Genomic DNA, 20335 nt, shown 5'->3' with positions numbered 1-20335 from the left:
AACAACGGAGAACCCACCATGAAGAGAGCGGCCGTCCTCGCCACCTGCCTGACGCTGCCCCTGGCAAGCCTCGCGGCCTGTAGTGACGCGGGCAACCGCGCGTCCACGGGCCCGTCGGCCAAGCTTGACTGCGACCCCTCGCGCAACAGCGAGGGCGCGCGGGGCGTCACCAAGACCAGCGTGAAGGTCCGCGGTCTGCTCCTGAAGACCAGCCCCGCCGGGGTCAGCTTCGCCGGCAACGACATCGGCGCCAAGGCCCGGTTCGACCGCGCCAACCGCGAGGGCGGCGTCCACTGCCGGCTGATCGACTACGGCGGCGCCGAGGACGACGGCAACGACCCGGGACGCAACCTGGCGGGCGCCCGCAAGCTGACCACCCAGGACAAGGTGTTCGCCGTCGTGCCGGCCTACTCCACGACCTTCAGCGGCGCCGCGTACCTCGTGCAGAACAAGGTCCCGTTCATCGGGCACGCGGTGAGCCCGCCGTTCTGCGGCAACGCCTGGGGCATGGGCATGGGCGGCTGCTACACCGCGCCGCCCAACGGCATGACCCAGACCGCGTGGGAGCGGATGCTCGCCAAGGTCATCGGCGGCGCGGACGGCAAGACGGCCGCGGTGATCGCGCACGACAGCGTCGGCGGCAAGGCGGGCGTCGCCCCGATCCGGCAGGCGGCGATCGCCGCCGGGTTCCGCGTCGTGTACGCCGAGGCGCCGCTTCCGGCCACGTCCGTCCCGTCGGACTGGACGCCATGGGTGCGGCGGCTGATGACCGCGAACGGCGGCAAGCCCGTCGACGTGGTGTTCTCCGCCACGCAGACCCCGAACAACGCGGGCCTGTACGGCGCGCTGAAGGCCGCCGGGTTCAAGGGCGCCTTCACCAACGCGACCGACTACCAGGCCAAGCTGCTCAAGAACCCCGAGCTGGTGCGCGCCCTGGACGGCGCCTACGTCAACGTGCCGTTCGTCCCGTTCGAGTCGGGCTCCGCGGCGGCCAGGCAGCTCAGGGACGACGTGGCCAAGTCCTCGCCGGGCGCCGAACTCGACACCTCCGTGGGTCAGGGCTACTGGTCCGCCGACCTCTTCCTGCGCATCCTGCAGCAGACCGGGCCCGAGCTCACCCCCGAGACGTTCTCGGCCGCCGCCGACCGGCTCACCGGCAACAGTCCCGGCGTCGGCGCGCTGAACGGCAAGGCGATGCGCCTGGCCCCGACCGGGTGCAGCGCGCTCGTCCAGATCAAGGACGGCGCGTACCGTGTCGCCAGCGAGCTGACCTGCCACCCGAACGTCCCGGTGACCCCGGCGGGGAACTGACCCGATGCCGGAGCTGATCGGCTACATCCTCAGCGGGCTGGTGTCCGGCGCCCTGTACGCGCTGCTCGCGTCGGGTCTCGTGCTGGCCTACTCCGCCTCAGGGGTCTTCAACTTCGGTCACGGCGCGGTCGCGTTCCTCGGCGCCTTCGTCCTGTTCCAGCTCGTGGCCAGCCTGCACTGGCCGGTGTGGCTGTCGGCGGTGACCGTGGTCGCCACGGTCGGCGTCCTGCTGGGCTGGGCGCTGGCCCGGCTGATGTTCCACCGCCTGGCCGAGGCCGACGAGACCGGGCGGGTCGTGGGCACCATCAGCCTGCTGATCGCCCTGCCCGCGCTGGGCCTGTGGGGCGTCGAACGGCTGGTGGTCGACCTGGGACTCGACCTGGAGTCCGGGCACGACGTGGCCCGCGCCCCCGGGCTCGGCCCCTCCCCCACCCGGCACTGGACGCTGATGGACGGTGTCGTCATCGACTCCAACCAGGTCGTGATCCTGGTCCTGGCCGCGGTGACCGCGATGGCGCTGTGGCTCGTCCTGCACGGCACCCGGCTGGGCCTGTCGATGCGCGCCACCGTGGACCGCCGCGAGCTGGCGTCCCTGCGCGGCGTCGACACCGACCGGACCACCACCACCGCCTGGATGCTGAGCGGCACCATCGCGGCGGTCGCGGGCATGGCGGCGGCGCCGGTCCTCGGGCTCAGCGCCCGCGACTTCATCATGATCACGATGGTGTCGGCGACGGCGGCGATCCTGGGCGGGCTGCGCTCGATCCCGCTGGCGTTCGGCTGCGGGCTCGCCCTCGGCGTCGTGCAGAACCTCGTCGCCGGGTACGCGACCTTCGCCCGGGACGTGCTGGGGTTCCGCACGGCCGTCCCGTTCTTCCTGCTGTTCGCGCTGCTGTTCGTCATCAAGCCGGCGGGACGGGTCGCGGGGACCCGTGCCGAGGACGCTCCGCCGCCCGACCCGCTGGCGCACCTGGCCGGCTGGCGCCGCGCCCTGCCGTGGGCCGTGGCCGCCGCCCTGCTCGCCGCCTACATCGCCCTCGCCGCCGGCGACTACGCCGCCGGCCTGATCGTCCAGGGCCTGGCCATGGCGATCGTCTTCATGTCGTTCACGATCGTCACCGGCATCGGCGGCATGGCCAACCTGGCGACGGCGGCGTTCGTGTCGGTGGCCGGCTGCACGGCGGGCCTTCTCCTGCACCACGGCTGGCCCCTGGCGCTCGCGCTGCTCGCCGCGGTCGCGGTGGCCACGGCGACGGGACTGCTGGTCGCGCTGCCCGCGCTGCGGCTCGGCGGGCTGGTCCTCGCGCTGGCGACGCTGGCGCTCGCGCTGATCGGCGACTACCTGGTCTTCCAGATCGAGGCGGTCGGCAACCTGCCCGAGGGCTGGACGATCCCGCGTCCCGCGCTCGGCCCGGTCGACCTGGCCGACGACCGTGTCTTCGCGCTGTGCCTGCTCGCCCTGGTCTGCGCGCTGGTGTGGATGATCCGCAACCTGCCGCGGTCGCGGACCGGACGGGCCGCGCTGGCGGTCAGGTCGGCCCCGGCCGCCGCCGTGATGACCGGCGTCTCGCTCGTCCGGGTCAAGCTGTCGCTGTTCGCGCTCGGCGCCGCCGTCGCCGGGCTGGGCGGCGTGCTGCTGGCGATGTACAACCAGCAGGTCATCGCCACCGACTTCACCGCCGTCGCCGGGTTCACCTGGTTCGCGATCGTCGTGGTCATGGGCGTGCGCAGCCCGGGGGCCGCGGTCCTGGCGGGCCTGTTCTTCGCCGTCTTCCCGGCCGTGCTCGGCGAGTACGTGAGCGAGTCGCCGCACCTGGCCGCCCTGCTCTTCGGCCTCGGCGGCATCGGCCTGGCCCGCAATCCGGACGGGGCGATGCACATGATGGCCGGCCTGCGGTCACGGCTACGACGCAAGTCACGGAGCGGGCCGCGGTCTTCCGCTCGGGTCGCGGACCGTCCCGCGTCGCCCTCCCCTGACGACCTCGCCCTGCTGGACGTGCGGGGCCTGGTGGCGGGATACGGCTCAGGACAGGTCCTGCACGGCATCGACCTGCGCGTGGAGGAGGGCCGCTGCATCACCCTGCTGGGACCCAACGGAGCCGGCAAGTCCACCCTCTGCCGCTGCCTGGCCGGCACGCTGCCGTCCTCCGGAGGGCGCACGTTCCTGGACGGCCAGGACGTCACCGGCTGGAGCGTCCCCCGCCGCACCCGCGCGGGCCTGCTGCTCGTGCCCGAGGGACGTGGCGTGTTCCCGGGCCTGACCACCGACGAGAACCTGCGGGTCCGGCTGCCGGACGCGGCCGACCGCGACCGCGTCTACGACCGCTTCGCCCGGCTGGCGCAGCGCCGCGCCCAGTCCGCCGGGGTGCTGTCGGGCGGCGAGCAGCAGATCCTCGCGCTCGCGCCGCTGCTCGTCCGCCCGCCCCGGGTCCTGCTCGCCGACGAGCCGTCGCTCGGGCTGGCCCCGCTGATCGTGGAGGAGATCCTGGAGTTGTTCGGCGAGCTCAAGGAGCGAGGGACGGCCATCCTGCTCACCGCCGAGAAGCCCGGGGAGGCGCTGCGGGTCGCCGACACCGTCGCCGTCCTGCGCGGCGGGACGATCCTCTGGTCGGGCCCGTCCGCCGAGGCCGACCCCGGCCGTCTCGCGGACGCCTATCTCGGCCTGGCCGGGGCGAAGGAGGCCGGGCGATGACCGATGCCCTCGCCGTGGAGGACGTCCACGTGCGGTTCGGCGGCGTGCACGCGCTGCGCGGAGTCTCCCTCCAGGTCGCGGAGGGGGAGGTCCACGGGCTGATCGGGCCCAACGGGGCGGGCAAGAGCGTCCTGTTCGACGTGATCTGCGGGCTGCGCCGTCCCGCCTCCGGACGGGTGCTGATCGGTGGCACGGACGTGACCGGCGAGGCCGCCCTGCGGCGCGCCCGCCGAGGGCTGCGGCGCACGTTCCAGGTTCCGCAGGTCTTCGCGCCGCTCACCGTGATGGAGAACCTGCTCGTCCCGCAGGAGTGCCGGGACTCCGGCCTGGCCGCCGACCTGCTGGACCTCCCCCGCTCGCGGCGCAGGGAGAGGGAACGCCGGGAGCGCGCCGAGGAGGTGCTGCGCCGGTGCGGCCTGGAGGACGTCCGCGAGCAGTACGCGGGCTCGCTGCCGATCGGGCCCGCGCGGTCCCTGGAGATCGCCCGCGCGCTGACCGTCGAGTCCCGCCTGCTCCTGCTGGACGAGCCGTGCTCGGGCATGGACCAGGCGAGCACCGACGTCGTGGTCCGCACGATCGAGGGGCTGGCGGGCTCGGCCACGAGCGTGCTGCTCGTCGAGCACGACGTCTCGTTCGTGATGCGCCTGTGCGACCGCGTCACCGTCCTCGACATGGGCAGGACCCTGGCCGCCGGAACCCCCGCGGAGATCGCCGCGGATCCACGGGTCCGCGCCGCCTATCTGGGACGGCCCGCGGCGCAGGGTCCTCCCGCGCCCTGATGATCGCAACGTCCGCTTCTCGGGGGTCGCGCGGCGCAGTACGGTCGCTGGCATGGCCGCCTCCCCCGAACCCCCGGGCATCGACGTCGAACGCGTCGGACGCTGGCTGGCGTCCCACGTGGACGGGCTCACCGGGCCGGTCTCCTTCGCGCTGGTCTCCGGTGGCCGGTCCAACCTGACCTACCGCGTCACCGACGCGGCGGGCGCGACGTACGCGCTGCGCCGTCCCCCGCTGGGAGGGGTGCTGGAGACCGCGCACGACATGGGCCGCGAGTGGCGGTTCATCGCGGCGCTCGCCGGGACGGGCGTCCCGGTGGCGCCGCCGCTGGCGTACTGCGAGGACACCTCGGTCACGGGCGCCCCGTTCTCCGTGATGGGGTTCGTGGACGGGCTCGTCCTCGCCGACCCCGCGTCCGCGCTGCGGCTGGAGCCCCCGGCGCGCGGTCGGGCCGCGAGGAACCTCGTCGAGGTGCTGGTCGCGCTGCACGCCGTCGACCCGTACAAGGCCGGGCTCGGCGATTTCGCGCGCCGCACCGGGTACGCCGAGCGGCAACTGCGGCGCTGGCGGCACCAGGCGCACCAGTCGGGCGCCGCCGAACTGGCGTTGCTCGACGAGGTGCACGACCTGCTGGCGGCCCGCATCCCGGCGCAGGCCAACGGCATCGTCCACGGTGACTACCGCCCGGGGAACCTGGCGTTCGGCCCGGACGGCACGGTGCGCGCCGTGTTCGACTGGGAACTGGCGACCTCGGGCGATCCGCTGGCCGACCTCGGCTACCTGGTGGCGTCCTGGCAGGAGCCGGACGACGGCGACGGCCCGTCCCCGCCGGGTCCCACCACCGTGCCCGGGTTCGGGACGCGCGAGCAGGTCGTCGCCCGCTACGCGCGGCTGTCCGGACGTGACGTGTCGGACGTCCCGTACTGGGTGGCGTTCGCGCGGTGGCGGTCGGCGTGCATCGGCGTCGGTGTCCGCGCCCGCTATCTGGCCGGTCACATGGCCGACGACGGCTATCGCGAGGAGGCCGAGGCCCGTGCCGACCTGGGCGTCCGCCTGGCCGAGGCGGCACGGGACGCGCTGGGCGGCGTCATTTCAGATGGTTGAAATCTCGACGTCTTTCTCGGGGACCGAACGCGGTTCATGATGGCGGCATGGCCGATGTGCCCTCAGAAGTGCCGGTGTGGGCGGCGAACGCCCTAGGTGACGTCTATGACCCCTGCTGTCGTGAAAAAGGGATCTCCGTCCTGGACATGGGGCTGGTGCGCTCCGCCCGCCTCGACGGCGGGCGGGCCCGGATCGAGCTGCTGCTCACCACCGGGTGGTGCCCGTTCGCGAGCGCGCTGCTGACCGAGATACGTGACCGGGTCGCGGCACAGCCGGGCGTGACCGACGCCGAGGTCGAGGTGGTCTGGGACGAGGCGTGGACCACCGGCCGTCTCTCGCCCAAGGCCGCGTCCGCCCTGCGCTTCCTCCCGTCCCCCGCCGAGATCGGCGACCGGGACGCCTACCTCGACGCGCACCGGCCCCGCACCGTCCAGGCCCGGAAGGAGCCCCCGCCATGATCGACGACGCGTTCGTGTTCGACGGTGTCGCCCACGTGTTCAACTTCGAGAAGAAGAACGCGTTCGGCACGCCCGGGGAGATGTTCTCCAACCACCTCTACGCCTTCCACAACGCGCTCACCCCCGACGACAAGCCCAAGCTGCCGCCGGAGGAGTTCCTGCGCGAGTGGACGGTGCCCGACATCCACCGGATGGTCTACGAGGAGTCCGACACGGACATGCTCGTGGCCATGCCGCTGCCGCTCACCGACCTCTACCACGACGGGCTGTCCCCCTGGGAGCGGTGCGCGGACCTCGCCGCCCGCGACCCCGACCGCACCATCTTCTGGGGCTCGGTCAACCCGCTCGAAGGCCGCCGCGCCCTCGACCTCATGGAACGGCAGGTCGGCGAGTTCGGCGCGCGCGCGTTCAAGTTCTACAACGTCCGCTACGACTACGGGTCCCCGTACCCCTGGCGGATGGACGACCCGCAGGTGGCGTTCCCGATCTTCGAGAAGGCCCAGCAGCTCGGCGTGAACCTCATCGGCGTCCACAAGGGCGTGCCGCTCGGCCCGCAGCCCATCGAGCACACCCAGACCTGGGACATGGACGGGGCCGCGGCCAACTTCCCCGACCTGAACTTCGTCATCTTCCATGTCGGCCTGCCGTTCCTCGACGAGACCTGCTGGCAGCTCATCCGCTACCCGAACCTGTACGCCTCGCTGGCCGCCACCATCAACTTCGTGGTGCGCGCCCCGCGGATGTTCGCCGAGATCCTGGGCAAGCTGCTGTTCTGGTGCGGCGAGGACAAGATCGTGTACGGCTCGGAGGCGCCGATCTTCCATCCGCAGTGGGCGCTGAGGGCGTTCATGGACTTCCAGATCCCCCAGGACCTGTGCGACGGCTACGGCTACCCGCAGCTGACCGATCAGGCCAAGCGGAAGATCCTCGGCGAGAACCTGCTGCGCCTGCACGGCATGGACGTGGAGGAGACCAAGGCCCGCCTCGGCCGCCGCTAACCCCTCGCGGCGCCGAGGCGGCGGAACGGCGGCGCGGGCGCGGGCAGCCGTCCGTCCACGGCCGAGCACTGGCGGGCGATGCGGGCGGCCGCGTCCGGGAGGAAGGGCTCCAGCAGCCCGCCGACCTCCCGGCACGCCCCGATGAGCGCGACCAGCACGGCGTCCAGGCGGTCCCGCGACCCCGTCTTGGCGATCTCCCAGGGGCGGACGCGGTCGATGAAGCGGTTGGCCTCGTCGACCACGTCCCGCACCGCGCCGGTCGCCCGCCGGAAGTCCACGTCCTCCAGGGCATCGGCGACCAGGCCGGGCGCCCGCCGGATCGCCTCGTCCAGCCCTTCAGCGGTCGCCGCCTCGGCCTCGGGCACCACGCCGTCGCGGTAACGGTGGATCAGCGTGACGACCCGGTGGACGAGGTTCCCCGCGCCGTTGGCCAGCTCGTCGTCGGCGCGGTCGACGAGGCGTTCCGGCGTGAAGTCGGCGTCCCCCACCCGGGGCACCTCACGCAGCAGCCACCAGCGGACCGCGTCCGTGCCGTACCGCTCGACCAGCCCTGCCGGATCGAGCGTCACGCCACCGGACTTGCTCAGCTTCCGGCGTCCCACCGTGAGGTAGTCGTGCACCAGGATGTCGGTCGGCAGCGGCTCCCCGGCCGACAGCAGCATCGCCGGCCAGTAGACGGCGTGGAACCGGAGAACCCCCTTGCCGAGCAGGTGGACGCGCCGGTCGGCGCCGGTCCACCAGCGCTCGTAATCGTCGCCGCCGGTGCCGTATCCGAGGGCGTTCACGTAGTTGGTCAGCGCCTCCCACCACACATAGATGACCTGGGTGGGGTCGTCGGGAACGGGAATGCCCCAGCCCCGCGCCCGTTCGGACGAGCGGGACACCGAGAAGTCCTCCAGCCCGCCCGCGATGAAGGACAGCACCTCGTTGCGCCGGCCGGCGGGTTCGATGCGCACCGCCCCCGACTCGACCAGCTCGTACAGCCGGCCGGCATAACGCGACAGGCGGAAGAACCAGTTCTCCTCCGAGATCCGCTGCGGCACGGTGCCATGCTCGGGACAGCGGCCGTCGGCGAGCTCGGCATCCGCGTAGAACTGCTCGCATTGGACGCAATACAGCCCCTCGTACTGCTTGCGGTACAGATCTCCCGCGTCGGCGCAGGCCCGCCAGAACCGCTCGGCCCCGGCCCGGTGGCGCGGGTCGCGGCTGGTACGGATGACGTCGTCCACCGACAGCGACAGCGGCCCCGCCAGGCCGAGGAACGCGGCGGCGTTGGCGTCCACGAATTCCTGGACGCCGACGCCCGCGGCCTCCGCCGCCAGCACGTTCTTCAGCGCGTTCTCATCGGTGCCGGTCTGGAACCTGACGCGGTCGCCGATCCGCCGATGGTGCCGGGCGAGCACGTCCGCCTGCACGAGCTCCAGCGCGAAACCCAGATGGGGACGCGCGTTCACGTAAGGGATCGTGGTGGTGATGTAGATGTGCGGCGCGGTCATGGAAACCTCCAGTACGCCCCTGGGGCCTTCGACCGCGCAAATGAATCGAGGCCCCGGTGCAGGGCCTCGGAAAGGAAACGTCCGTGCAGCGTCAGCGGCCCCGCGAAGGGGCCATCATCGTGCACGCGAACGAGTTCATACCCTCATGTTAACCGCCGCGCGCCGCCGCCGGCGACCACCGCGTGGTGATCGCCGGCGCTTCGTCCTCCAGACTGGTGCCATGCCCAAACGCTCGTCCCGGCCGTGCCCGTGCGGCCTTCCCGCCACTTACCAGGACTGCTGCGGACGCCTGCACCGCGGCGAGGCCCGCGCCAAGACCGCCGAAGAGCTGATGCGCTCCCGCTTCAGCGCCTTCGCCGTCCGGGACGCCGCGTACCTGCTGGCCACCTGGCACCCCGCCACCCGCCCGCCCCGTGTCGACCTCGACCCGGGCCTCAGCTGGCAGCGGTTGGACATCGTCCACACCACGGAGGGCAGTCCCTTCCACACCGAGGGAACGGTCGAGTTCCGCGCCCATTACCTTCGGTACTGAGGCTCCTCCGCCTTCTCCTCTTCGGCGACGGCCTCGTCGTGGGTCTTGACCACTTCGCTGTCCCGGATCTCGCCCCGCCAGCCCAGGACCTCGTCGGGATGGAGGAGGGACTGGGTCATGACGTGGCGGCGGAAGTGCTTCAGCTCCAGGCGGACGCGGCGCCCTTGGGCACGCCACAGGTTGCCGGTGCGCTCGAAGAGGCCCTGCGGGTGGTATTCGAGCACGACCAGGACGCGGGTGAGGTTCGGGGCGATCTTGTGGAAGCTGACCGCGCCGTCGACATGGCCCTTGGCGCCGGTGGAGCGCCAGATGATGTGGCGGTCCGGGACCTGTTCGAGGATCGTGGACTCCCACTGGCGGCTGGACCAGAAGACCTTGGCCTTCCAGTTGAGCTTCTCGTCGGCGGCCTGGTCGACGCTGACGACCTTCTTCATGAAGGACGGGTAGTCCTGGAAGAGCGTCCACTGGTCGTACACGAGGCGGCGGGGCGCGCCGATGTCGATGTGCTCCTCGATGTTGGTGACCTTGACCTTCGTGGCGCCGCCGCCCTTGGAGCCGAGCGCCTCCTTGACGCGGCCGAGCAGGCCCTTGGGGGACTCCTCCCCGCGCTCGCCGGTGTCCCGGTCGTCCCGCGACCCGGCCTCCGCCGGGCGGCCCTTGTCCTTGTCCTTGTTCTGGCCCTCGTCCCGGCCGTCGTCCTGGCGGTGGGTGGTGAGCCGCTGGGCCGCCCGGCCCGCCGCCACCGCGGCGCCCGCGCCCAGCAGGACGCCTCCGGCGGTGCCCGCGGCGCGCACGCCGGGGAGGCGGGACTTCGAGCGGCGGCCTGGGAAGCGGTTCATCGTGGACGGCCTCCCGCGGCGCCCGCCGGGGAGCCTCCTGGCCAGCCTGCCGGTGGGGAGTGCGCCGGTTCCGAGCTTCATGATGCGTTCCTCCGTTTCGTCCCGTCGCCTGCGCCGAGGACGCGTCCCTCGCGGATCTCGCCTCGCCAGCCGTCCCTCTGGTCGAGAAGCGAGCGCGTCATCACATGGCGGCGGAAGTGCTTGAGTTCGAGGCGGGCTCGGCGGCCGGGGGCGCGCCACAGGTTGCCGGCGCGTTCCATGAGCCCGCGGGGGCGGTATTCGATGACCAGCAGCACGCGCGTGAGGTCGGGGGTGAGCTCGTGGAAGCTGACCGTGCCGTCCACGCGGCCGCCGGAGCGCCACACGATGTGCCGGTCCGGGAGCTGCTCGACGATCGTGGACGGCCAGGTGCGGGTCGACCAGAAGACCCTGGCCTTCCAGTCGAGCGCGCCGTCCGCGGTCTGGTCGACGGCGACGACCTTCTTCATGAAGGACGGGAAGTCCTCGAACAGCGTCCACTGGTCGTAGACCAGGCGGCGGGGCGCGCCGACGTCGATCTGCTCGACGATGGTCGTGGGGCGTCCCTTTCCGCCGCGTCCGCGGAAGATCCCGGCGAGGGTCTCCTTCAGTGCCGTCCAGCCCGCGCTCAGCAGCGCCCGGACGGGTGACCGGCCTTCGCTGAGGGCGCGGACACCCGTGAGGGCGGCCTTGGTGAGCGGCCCGCCCCGTTCGGCTCTGTTCACCAATGACCGCAGTGCGCGGTCGAGTTTCGCCTCGTAGTGATCGACGAGCCTTTGAGCCGGACGCAGCCGCCGCGACACCGTGCGCAACGACCGTCCGGCCAGGTAGCCGGTGGCCCCGATGGCCACTCCTGTCCGGAAGGTCATCCGTCCTTCACCTCGCCGTCCGCTGGGGTCCTGCGCGGATTACCCCTACAAACGCGGACAAAACAAAACGCGAGTCAAGGACGATCTGGTCGCGCCATGCACAGCGGCCGTTACACGGACGGTCAGCGGATGGGTTCCAGTTCGGACGGCTGCTGGTCGAACTGCGTGCGGTACAGCTCGGTGTAGCGGCCACCGGCCGCGAGGAGGACGTCGTGGGTGCCGCGCTCGACGATGCGGCCGTCCTCCACGACCAGGATGTGGTCGGCGGCGCGGATGGTGGAGAGCCGGTGGGCGATCACCACGGCGGTGCGGCCCTCCAGCGCCTCGGTCAGCGCCTCCTGCACGGCGGCCTCGGACGTGGAGTCGAGGTGCGCGGTCGCCTCGTCCAGGATCACCACGCGGGGCCGCGCCAGCAGCAGCCGGGCGATGGTGAGACGCTGGCGCTCGCCGCCGGACAGGCGGTAGCCGCGCTCGCCGACGATGGTGTCGAGACCGTCGGGGAGCGCCTCGATCAGGTCATTGAGGCGGGCGCGCCGCAGGACGTCCCACAGCTCGTCGTCGGTGGCCTCCGGGCGGGCCAGCAGCAGGTTGTCGCGGATCGACTCGTGGAACAGGTGGCCGTCCTGGGTGACCATGCCCAGGGTCGCGCGGATCGAGGCGAAGCTCAGGTCGCGGACGTCGACGCCCGCCAGGCGCACCGTCCCGGAGTCGGCGTCGTAGAGGCGGGGCAGCAGCTGCGCGATGGTGGACTTGCCCGCCCCGGACGAGCCGACCAGCGCGACCATCTCGCCGGGCTCGGCGCGGAACGAGATGTCGTGCAGGACCTCGACGCCGCCCCGCGTGTCGAGGGTGGCGACCTCTTCGAGCGAGGCCAGCGACACCTTGTCGGCGGACGGGTAGGAGAAACGGACCTTGTCGAACTCCACCGACACCGGCCCGTCCGGGATCGGGACGGGCCTGGCGGGCTCGGCCACCAGGGGCTTGAGGTCGAGCACCTCGAACACCCGCTCGAAGCTGACCAGCGCGCTCATCACCTCGACGCGGGCGCTGGCCAGCGCGGTCAGCGGCGCGTACAGCCGGGTCAGGAGGAGGGCGAGCGCGACCACCGCGCCGGCGTCGAGCTGGCCGCGCAGCGAGAAGAACCCGCCCAGGCCGTAGACCAGGGCGAGGGCCAGCGCGGACACCATGGTCAGCGCGGTGATGAAGACATGCTGCACCATCGCGGTGCGCACGCCGATGTCGCGGACGCGGCGGGCCCGCGCGGCGAACTCGGCGGACTCGCGGTCGGGACGGCCGAACAGCTTGATCAGCGTGGCGCCCGGAGCGGAGAACCGCTCGGTCATCTGGGTGCTCATCGCGGCGTCGTGGCGGGCGGCCTCGCGTTCCAGCCGGGCCAGGCGGGAGCCCATGCGGCGGGCCGGCAGCACGAAGACGGGCAGCAGGACCAGCGCCAGCAGGGTGATCTGCCAGGAGATCCGCACCATGACGGCGAACGTGAGCAGCACCGTCACCAGGTTGCTGACCACCCCGGACAGGGTGTCGCTGAACGCGCGCTGCGCCCCGATCACGTCGTTGTTGAGCCTGCTGACCAGCGCGCCGGTGCGGGTGCGGGTGAAGAAGGCGACCGGCATCCGCTGGACGTGGTCGAACACGGCGGTGCGCAGGTCGAGGATCAGCCCCTCGCCGATGCCGGCCGACAGCCACCGGTTGACCAGCCCCAGCCCTCCCTCGGCCAGCGCCAGCCCGGCGATGAGCACGGCCAGCCACACCACCGTGCCGGTGTCGGACCCGTCGACGATGGCGCTCACCACCCGTCCCGCCAGGACGGGCGTCGCCACCGCGAGCACCGCCAGCACCACGCTCGACACCAGGAAGAGGGCCAGCAGACGGCGGTGCGGGCGCGCGAACCGGGCGATGCGCCTCAGCGTGGCCTTGGAGAAGGGCCTGCGGTCGTCCTTGGCGTTCATGGCGTGGTGCAGCGACATCCACGCCGTGACCTCCATGTCCATGCTGCTCGGACCGCCTTCCGGGATCGTGGGCGCCGCCGCCCGGCACGGCGGCCGCTCACCAGGAGCATGCGACCTCAAGTTTGGTCGAGGTCAACCTCTCCACGGTCCCGGCTAGAGTCCCATCCGGGTACGACAACCCGGCGCCCGGCAGGAGGTACGGACGTGGACATCGGCAGGCTGCGCGCGGAGACACCCGGCTGTGAACAGGTCGTCCACCTCAACAACGCGGGGGCGGCGCTCCCGCCGAAGCAGGTCATCGACGCGGTCGCCGAGCATCTCGGCCTGGAGGCGACGATCGGCGGGTACGAGGCGTCCGACCAGGCCGAACCCGCGCGGGAACGCTTCTACGACGCCGTGGCCGGCCTGATCGGCGCGGAACGGGACGAGATCGCCTACGTGGAGAACGCCACCCGCGCCTGGGACATGGCGTTCTACTCGATCCCGTTCGCGCCCGGTGACCGCATCCTCACCACGACGAGCGAGTACCCCAGCAACGCGATCCCGTACATGCAGATGGCGCGGCGGCGCGGGGTCGAGGTCGATGTCGTCCCCGACGACGAGCACGGGCAGATCTCCCTGGACGCGCTCCAGGCCGAGCTGGACAAGGGCGGCGTCCGGCTGGTCTCCCTCAACCACGTGCCGACGCACAACGGCCTGGTCAACCCGGCGGAGGAGGTCGGGCGGCTGTGCAGGGACGCGAACGTCCTGTACCTCCTGGACGCCTGCCAGTCGATCGGCCAGATCCGGGTGGACGTCGGCGAGATCGGCTGCGACATGCTGTCCGCCACCGGCCGCAAGTTCCTGCGCGGCCCGCGCGGAACGGGGTTCCTGTACGTCCGGCGGTCCATCCTGCGCACTCTGGAACCGCCGTTCCTCGACCTGCATTCGGCGTCCTGGACCGCGCCGGACACGTACGAGATACGGGACGACGCGCGCCGCTTCGAGAACTGGGAACGTTACGTCGCCGGGCAGATCGGTTTGGGCGTGGCCGCCGAGGTCGCGGCCGAGATGGGCCTGCCCGCGATCGAGGAACGGGTGACCGGCCTGGCCACCCGGCTACGGGAGGCCCTCGCGGAACGTCCGGGCGTCACCGTCCTGGACCGCGGTGAACGGCGGTCGGGCATCGTGACGTTCACCGTGGAAGGGCACGACGCGCGAGAACTGAAGCTGTCCTGGCGCGAGCAGGGCATCAACGTCAGCGTCACCGATGGCGCCACCCAGCACTACGACTCCAAGACCGCGCCCGCCGCCATCCGGGCGTCGGCGCACTACTACAACACCGAGGAGGAGATCGACCGCCTGGTGGCGGCCGTTCCCGTCCCGTGATCCGGCCCTTGGTGCGTCCCCGGCCGGACGGTGCCTCAGGTGTTGGGCCTGGCGGCGCTGATCTGGGCCAGCGCGGAAGAGGCGTCCCGCTCTATGGCGAGGTCGCCCAGGGAGATGATCCCCACGGCCTGACCGTCGTCCACGACCGGCAGCCGCCGCACCGCCCGCTCCCGCATGCGCTTCACGGCGGTGTCGAGCGAGTCGTCCGGGCGGACCGTCTCCGGCTCGTCGCTGACCATGGAGGAGACCTTGATCTGGGTGGGATCGCCGCCCGCCGCGAGACCGCGCACCACCAGGTCGCGGTCCGTCACCAGCCCGTGGAGCCGCTCGGAGTCGGCCACCAGCACGGCGCCGATGTCCTCGTCGCGCATCGCCCGCGCGACGGTGACGATGTCGAGGTCAGGGGAGACCGCGGTCGGCGACCCGGTCATGATGTCACGCACCTTCGTGGCCATCGGCCTCTTCTCCTTGCGGGTCGAGTTCACGCCAGCCCCGGGGACACCCACGCCCTACCCGGCAGATCCGGGCTCACTCACGGACAAGAGCGGTGGCGTCCGACGGCGTTCGGTTACGGCCATGCCGGGTAGGGCCGCCTTCGGGGCCCGTACCTGCTCGTGCGAACTTTCCCGTTAAACTACGCATCCTTCGGAGGTATACGGGGAGTTGCCGGCGAGACCGCTCCCACCCGCCCGTTCACACGAGCCCAGGAGGTCGCGCCGTGACGGATTCGGCGCCCACGCAGGATCCAGTGGAGCCCCCGGGACGCATCGACGACCACGATGAGACCACGGGGACCGCGACGACCGCGGAGGAAGCCTCCGAGGCCGTCGACGACGCTTCTGACGAGGCCGCCGACACCGAAGAGACCACCGACGAGGCGACGGAAGAGGCCGCCGAGGACGAGGCTCCGGCCACGGAGCCGGCGTCCTCCGAAGGCTCCGACGACTCGGACGACCCTGGTGGCTCCCAGGACTCCGATGATTCCGAGGACTCCGAAGGCTCGGAGGGTTCCAAGGGCTCGGAGGGTTCCGAGGAAGCCGAGGACTCCGAAGTTCCGGCATCCGTCAAGGTGACCCTGAACAACACCGGGCAGTGGGCGACCCCCGCGCCATCGTCGGCGCCGACCGTCCCGGAGATCGATCCGAAGGTCGCCCCGACGCCCCCGGCGGTCACGGTGCCGGAGATCGACGTGGCCGCGTTGAGGCCCGAACCCTCCCCGTCCGACGAGGAACCGGACGACGGCGCAGCCGAACGGGGCGATGGCGAAGAGGCATCCGCGCCCACGTCCCCGCCCCCGGCTCCGTCCCCCTCTCCACCTCCGGCTGAACAGGAGCCAGGGGCTTATAAGCCTCGCCATGCCTACCGAGGCCCCGTCCAGCCACCCGCGCCTCCGCCCGCGCCCATGCCTCCGCCCGCGGCGGCTCCCCCGACCCGGGTCGAGCCCCCGACACAGCCGCAGCCTCGGCCTCAGCCACAACCGTTGCCGCAGCGGCGACCTCAGCAGCAGCCGACACCCCAACAGCAACCAACACCACCTCCGCAACAACCAACACCGCAGCAGCGGCCTCCGGCGCAGCGGCAGGCGCACGCCCAGCCCCGGCCTGAGGTCCAGCCACGGCCTCAGCCACAACCGCAGTCCTGGGCCCAGGCGCAGCCGCAGGCTCCCGCACCTCCGCAGGCCAATCCGCCGCGGGTCAATCCGCAACCGCAGCAGCAGTACGCGGCGCCGCCCGAATATGGCGCGGCGCCCGCCCAGCCCCAATACCCGCGGCCGCAACAACCTCAGAATGCCGGTGCCGCGCCGCCGTATTACGGGCCGCCCGTCCACGACGAATACGGCAGTGAAGGCGGGGAGGGAAGAGAACAGGAATTCCAAGCGGCCTACGAAGCCGCGACCGGCGAGGAGAAGCAGCGTAAGAAGAAGGGCCGGTTCGCGCTCTACGCGGCCATCATGGTGCTGGTCCTTGTCGCGGGAACGGCGGTAGGGCAGCTCGTCCGGCCGCTACCCGAGCCGACGATGCGGCTCACGCTGGCGAAAACCAGCCACACTTTCCCGGGGACGCCGCCGGCACTTCCGATACCCATGCAGGGGCAGACGGCCCTGTACGTGGAAGGCGTCGGGAGCATGGCGTCGTCCGGCGGCTCGGCGCCCACACCGACGGCGAGTGTCGCGAAGGTGATGACGGCCTATGTCTTCCTTCGGAGCCACCCCTTGGCACCGGGCCAGGCCGGACCCACCTACACCGTGTCCCCGCAGGCGGCCGCGCAGATTCCCGCGCGCAAGCAGCGCGGCGAGTCGATTCTCGATGTCAAGGCGGGAATGCGGCTGACCGAGCGTAAGGCGCTCGAAGCCCTGATGATCATCTCGGCGAACGACGTGGCGCATGAGCTGGCCCGCTGGGACGCGGGCGACCCGCAGGCGTTCATCCGGAAGATGAACGAGACCGCGCGTGAACTGGGGATGACCCGCACCACCTACACCGATCCGAGCGGCTACCACGCGGGCACCGTGAGCACGGCGGCCGACCAGGTGAAGCTGCTGCGCGCCGCCATGAAGATCCCGGCCTTCCGGGAGATCGTGGCCAAGCGCATGTACGTCCCGGACGACGGCGGCGCGCCGCGGATGGGCGGCAACGTGCTGCTCGGCCAGTACGGGGTGATGGGCGGCAAGACCGGCTTCACCGACGCGGCGGGGGGCAATTTCGTGTTCGCGGCGCGCGCCCGGGCCGGCGGGTCGAACGTGACGTTCCTGGGCGCGGTGATGGGGCAGCGGTCGACCAGCGCGATGGGCGCGCTTGAGGCCACCCGTGCCCTGCTGGCCGCGGCCGGGAATTACCTGACCACGGTCACGCTCGCGCCCAGCGGCGCCCAAGTGGGACAGGTCCTCGACGGACTGGGCGGTCGTACTCCGGTGAACGCGGGTTCTCCCATTACCCTTGTCGGCTGGCCGGGCCTGACCGTACGGATCGGAATCGAAGGCAATGTGCCGCACACGGGCGCGCAAGGGACGCGCATCGGGACGGTAAAGGCCGGCACATCCAGCTTCCCGCTCGTCCTCGGACGGGAATTGAAGGAGCCTTCTCTCTACAAGCGCCTCACACGCCTCGGCTGACGCCCGGCCCCTTTATCCACCGCGGTGATGGGCCCGCCGGGAGTGGATCTTTGAGATTCTTTTTCGGTTACTCCGAGCCTACTCCGAGGCACCTCCGGGCATTGCAGCCTCTGACCGCGCCGGACGATGATTCCGCAGGTCATCGGCCGCAGCGCGGGAACGGGGAGCCGACGCGGGAACGCGCCGGCCGGTGAGCGTTTCGGGGGGACGGACTGTGAGTGACCCGCGCCAGGTGACGGGCGTCCGCGGCCCGATGGCGTCGAGGAGACCCCGGGATTCGCTCCGCCGCCTCCCGCCCCTCATGACCACGACGCGGACGCTGGTGAGCATGCTCGTCCTGGTCGCGGGGCTCTTCTACGTGGCGGCGGCGGTCAAGGGCGTGGGCTGGCTGCTGGAACCTCCGCCCGATGTGGTGACGACGGCGAACGCGCAGGGCACGGGCACGCCACCCACGGAGTTCCCCGGTTCCTCGGGGTCCCAGGCCGTGAGCGAGGCGGCGCAGATCCTGTTCAGGCCGCTGGCCGTCACCGGCGCGTCGCTGGCCGGGCTCCTGCTGGTATGGGCGGGCTGCCGCGGCCTGCGGTCCCGCCGTGATCAGCGGCGCTGGCGGACGTCGCAGTTCGCCGCGCTGGGCGGGCTGGCGACGGGGGTGTTCGGCTTCGCGCTCGGTTTCGCCGCCGCCGGTTCCTCGCACGCGGCCTACGTCGACGCGTCCTGGATCGGGCTGGAGCCGAGCCGGCCGAGCGCCGCGCTGGCCCTCCTGATCGGCGCGATGGCCCTGCTCGTCCCCGCCGGCGTCCAGGGCCACCGCCCGGCGGACAGGCGCGCCCAGCCGACGCCCGGCGCGCGGCCCTGAGACCCGCCCGGGCCGGCCCGCGCGGCGGGTGTTTCCGCAGGTCGTCTTTGTCATAGATCTCCGCGGCGGTTACACGACGAAACAGAACATTCGTGCAAGCTGGCCATAGCTCTGATTCCGCACGTAGCCAGCCATGCAATCGGGGGACTGCATGACGACGATGCCGCGCATCACCCACCCGGCCGGGACGCGCAAACGGACCTTCCGGCAGCGCGCCGACAATCGCCTGGTGGCCGCGTACACCACCGGGCTCACCAAGACCTACGACCCCGGCGGCGACCCGGCCCTCGACAACGTGAACGTGGCCTTCCGGGCGGGCGAGCTGTGCGCTCTGATGGGACCCTCCGGCTCCGGCAAGAGCACACTGCTGGCCTGCCTGGCCGGTCACGAGCCCCCGAGCGTGGGACGGGTCTACGTGGGACGCGGCGACGCCCGGCCGTGGATGCCGCAGCAGGTACGGCAGATCTGCCGGGACGAGGTTGGGTTCGCGCTCTCCCACTCGCGGCCCTTCCTCGACCGCACGGTGATGGAGAACCTGGAATGGGCGGGCGCCCTGGCGGGCCTTCCTGTGGGGTCCCGCGCCGAACAGATCGAGCACGTGGCCGGGACGATGGGCCTACGGGAGCACCTGAGCACCCTCGTGGGAGACCTGCCGGACGGCCTGCGCCACCTCACCATGTGCGGTGCCGCGCTCCTGCCGGATCCGAGCGTGCTGCTCGTGGACGAGAGCGAGTCCGGTGAGGCCATGACCGCCGCCACGTTCGAGGTGCTGCGGCGCTGCGCGGGCGAGCTCGGCACCACCGTCGTCGCCGTGACCGATCGGCCCGACGCCGCGGCGCTCGCCGACCGGGTCATGTTCCTGGCGGCGGGACGTGTCGCGGGCATCATCACCCGGCCCGCCGAGGACGTGGTGTGCGAGCTGCGCCAGGCTTTCGCCGCCCAGCACGGCCGGCGCCGCGTCGCCGGCGGCGCCACCCCCGAACCGGCACCGGAACCCGGACCGGCGCCCGTGGACTCCCCGATCTCCGAAACGCCCCGTCCGGCCCAGACCTGACCCCGCCGTCCAGGGAGATCAGAGGCGCCGCGAGCCGGGGCCCGTGAGCGCGGCGGCGGCCCCGAGGCCCAGGTAGATCGCGCCGGTCGCGTACCGCCGGCGGCGCCGGAACACCGGCCGTTCTCGCAATCGGCTTCCGATCGCGCCGCCCGCCACCGCGTACAGCACATCGCTGACGAGCCCGATCAGGCCGGTCACCAGGCCCATGACCACGATCTGCACGGGGACGGCACCGGCCTCCTGGTCCACGAACTGCGGCAGGAACGCCAGGAAGAACAGCACGACCTTGGGGTTGAACAGGTTGATCAGCAGCCCGTCGAGGTAGACGCGGCCCAGCGGCTTGAACGTCGGCACCGGGTCGTCCCGATCGGCGCGGTCCCGCCAGGTGCGGACCGCCAGGTAGATCAGGTACGCGGCGCCCGCGTACCGGAGGGCGCCGAACGCGGCGGCCGAGGCCGCCACCAGCGCCGACAGCCCGGCCGCCGCGGCGGCGACATGCACCAGCGTGCCGGTCTCCACCCCCATGGCGGAGGCGAGCCCGGCACGCCGCCCGTCCGCGGCGGCGCGGGCGGCGATGTAGAGATGGTTCGGACCGGGGATCGCGATCAGGGCGGTGGCGGCCAGCAGGAACGGCAGCGGATGGGTCATGGTCCGAACGGTATGAGGCGGCCCGTCCCCTGGCACAGGTCCAATCGACCCTCGGGGAACGGGTCCATCGCCGCCCGAAACGACAGAGGGCGCCCCGCCACCGGTGGTGGTGGCGGGGCGCCCTGTGGGTTGATCGTGTTGTGTGGTTGTTGTCGGGGTTCCCTGGGTCTTACTTGCGGTATTCGGGGTAGCCGTAGCCGACGATGGTGGACTTGTCACGGTCGCGCTTTTGGACG

Annotated in this window: 17 protein-coding genes; 11 read left to right on the top strand and 6 right to left on the bottom strand. The window is 71.9% G+C overall.

Annotated elements, in window-relative coordinates; genetic code table 11:
• The first annotated feature begins 18 nt into the window (after positions 1 to 18).
• The 6 genes from ACGWYJ_RS23295 to ACGWYJ_RS23270 are packed head-to-tail and all read left to right on the top strand — an operon-like array spanning position 19 to position 7340.
• On the top strand, positions 19 to 1311 hold the full coding sequence (locus tag ACGWYJ_RS23295; protein WP_395108386.1) for an ABC transporter substrate-binding protein: 1293 nt from the start codon (positions 19 to 21) through the stop codon (positions 1309 to 1311).
• A gap of 4 nt (positions 1312 to 1315) precedes the next feature.
• Entirely contained in the window at positions 1316 to 4003 is a 2688-nt protein-coding gene (locus ACGWYJ_RS23290) for an ATP-binding cassette domain-containing protein (RefSeq protein WP_395108385.1), read from the top strand.
• Positions 4000 to 4782, top strand: coding sequence for an ABC transporter ATP-binding protein (locus ACGWYJ_RS23285; RefSeq protein WP_395108384.1), 783 nt, complete (start codon positions 4000 to 4002; stop codon positions 4780 to 4782). Before ACGWYJ_RS23290 ends, ACGWYJ_RS23285 begins: the two co-directional genes overlap by 4 nt.
• 52 nt (positions 4783 to 4834) lie before the next feature.
• Complete coding sequence (locus tag ACGWYJ_RS23280) at positions 4835 to 5884, top strand: phosphotransferase family protein (protein WP_395108383.1); 1050 nt, start codon at positions 4835 to 4837, stop codon at positions 5882 to 5884.
• 47 nt (positions 5885 to 5931) lie between these two features.
• Positions 5932 to 6342, top strand: coding sequence for a metal-sulfur cluster assembly factor (locus tag ACGWYJ_RS23275; protein WP_395108382.1), 411 nt, complete (start codon positions 5932 to 5934; stop codon positions 6340 to 6342).
• Positions 6339 to 7340, top strand: coding sequence for an amidohydrolase family protein (locus tag ACGWYJ_RS23270; protein ID WP_395108380.1), 1002 nt, complete (start codon positions 6339 to 6341; stop codon positions 7338 to 7340). Before ACGWYJ_RS23275 ends, ACGWYJ_RS23270 begins: the two co-directional genes overlap by 4 nt.
• Here ACGWYJ_RS23270 and ACGWYJ_RS23265 read toward each other — a convergent pair.
• The gene (locus ACGWYJ_RS23265; protein ID WP_395108378.1) at positions 7337 to 8836 is read right to left on the bottom strand and encodes a methionine--tRNA ligase; all 1500 of its coding nucleotides are present in this window, start codon (positions 8834 to 8836) and stop codon (positions 7337 to 7339) included. The two genes, ACGWYJ_RS23270 and ACGWYJ_RS23265, sit on opposite strands and share 4 nt — an antisense overlap.
• Positions 8837 to 9056: 220 nt before the next feature.
• Here ACGWYJ_RS23265 and ACGWYJ_RS23260 point away from each other — a divergent pair, with 220 nt between their 5' ends.
• Positions 9057 to 9368: a YchJ family protein gene (locus ACGWYJ_RS23260; RefSeq protein WP_395108377.1), complete on the top strand. Its 312-nt coding sequence runs from the start codon at positions 9057 to 9059 to the stop codon at positions 9366 to 9368.
• Here the strand turns inward: ACGWYJ_RS23260 and ACGWYJ_RS23255 are convergent.
• From ACGWYJ_RS23255 to ACGWYJ_RS23245, 3 genes are all read right to left on the bottom strand, one after another.
• Entirely contained in the window at positions 9353 to 10288 is a 936-nt protein-coding gene (locus ACGWYJ_RS23255) for an SRPBCC family protein (protein WP_395108376.1), read from the bottom strand. The genes ACGWYJ_RS23260 and ACGWYJ_RS23255 overlap by 16 nt on opposite strands.
• Entirely contained in the window at positions 10285 to 11094 is an 810-nt protein-coding gene (locus ACGWYJ_RS23250; protein ID WP_395108375.1) for an SRPBCC family protein, read from the bottom strand. Before ACGWYJ_RS23250 ends, ACGWYJ_RS23255 begins: the two co-directional genes overlap by 4 nt.
• A 122-nt stretch (positions 11095 to 11216) precedes the next feature.
• A complete protein-coding gene (locus ACGWYJ_RS23245; protein WP_395108374.1) occupies positions 11217 to 13103 on the bottom strand; it encodes an ABC transporter ATP-binding protein in 1887 nt (628 codons plus the stop codon).
• Positions 13104 to 13265: 162 nt separating this feature from the next.
• Here ACGWYJ_RS23245 and ACGWYJ_RS23240 point away from each other — a divergent pair, with 162 nt between their 5' ends.
• Positions 13266 to 14429: an aminotransferase class V-fold PLP-dependent enzyme gene (locus ACGWYJ_RS23240; RefSeq protein ID WP_395108373.1), complete on the top strand. Its 1164-nt coding sequence runs from the start codon at positions 13266 to 13268 to the stop codon at positions 14427 to 14429.
• A gap of 35 nt (positions 14430 to 14464) precedes the next feature.
• Here ACGWYJ_RS23240 and ACGWYJ_RS23235 read toward each other — a convergent pair whose 3' ends face one another.
• Positions 14465 to 14884 carry a CBS domain-containing protein gene (locus tag ACGWYJ_RS23235; RefSeq protein WP_395108372.1) on the bottom strand — a complete coding sequence of 140 codons (420 nt, stop codon included), beginning with the start codon at positions 14882 to 14884 and terminating at the stop codon, positions 14465 to 14467.
• Between the two features lie 263 nt (positions 14885 to 15147).
• Between ACGWYJ_RS23235 and ACGWYJ_RS23230 the strand changes: the two genes are divergently transcribed.
• The 3 genes from ACGWYJ_RS23230 (at position 15148) to ACGWYJ_RS23220 (ending at position 19451) form a co-directional block, all read left to right on the top strand.
• Complete coding sequence (locus ACGWYJ_RS23230) at positions 15148 to 17541, top strand: D-alanyl-D-alanine carboxypeptidase family protein (protein WP_395108370.1); 2394 nt, start codon at positions 15148 to 15150, stop codon at positions 17539 to 17541.
• A gap of 301 nt (positions 17542 to 17842) precedes the next feature.
• Positions 17843 to 18397 carry a hypothetical protein gene (locus ACGWYJ_RS23225; protein WP_395108368.1) on the top strand — a complete coding sequence of 185 codons (555 nt, stop codon included), beginning with the start codon at positions 17843 to 17845 and terminating at the stop codon, positions 18395 to 18397.
• A 151-nt stretch (positions 18398 to 18548) separates the two neighbouring features.
• On the top strand, positions 18549 to 19451 hold the full coding sequence (locus ACGWYJ_RS23220; protein ID WP_395108366.1) for an ATP-binding cassette domain-containing protein: 903 nt from the start codon (positions 18549 to 18551) through the stop codon (positions 19449 to 19451).
• An 18-nt stretch (positions 19452 to 19469) separates the two neighbouring features.
• Here the strand turns inward: ACGWYJ_RS23220 and ACGWYJ_RS23215 are convergent, their stop codons facing one another.
• Positions 19470 to 20099 (bottom strand): LysE family translocator, encoded by a 630-nt coding sequence (locus ACGWYJ_RS23215; RefSeq protein WP_395108365.1) that lies wholly within the window; start codon positions 20097 to 20099, stop codon positions 19470 to 19472.
• Positions 20100 to 20335: the final 236 nt, after the last annotated feature.

Source organism: Actinomadura sp. SCN-SB, assembly GCF_043906805.1.
GTDB lineage: Bacteria > Actinomycetota > Actinomycetes > Streptosporangiales > Streptosporangiaceae > Spirillospora.
The sequence above is the reverse complement of the archived record's forward strand: the minus strand, read 5'-3'. Positions and strand labels throughout refer to the sequence as shown.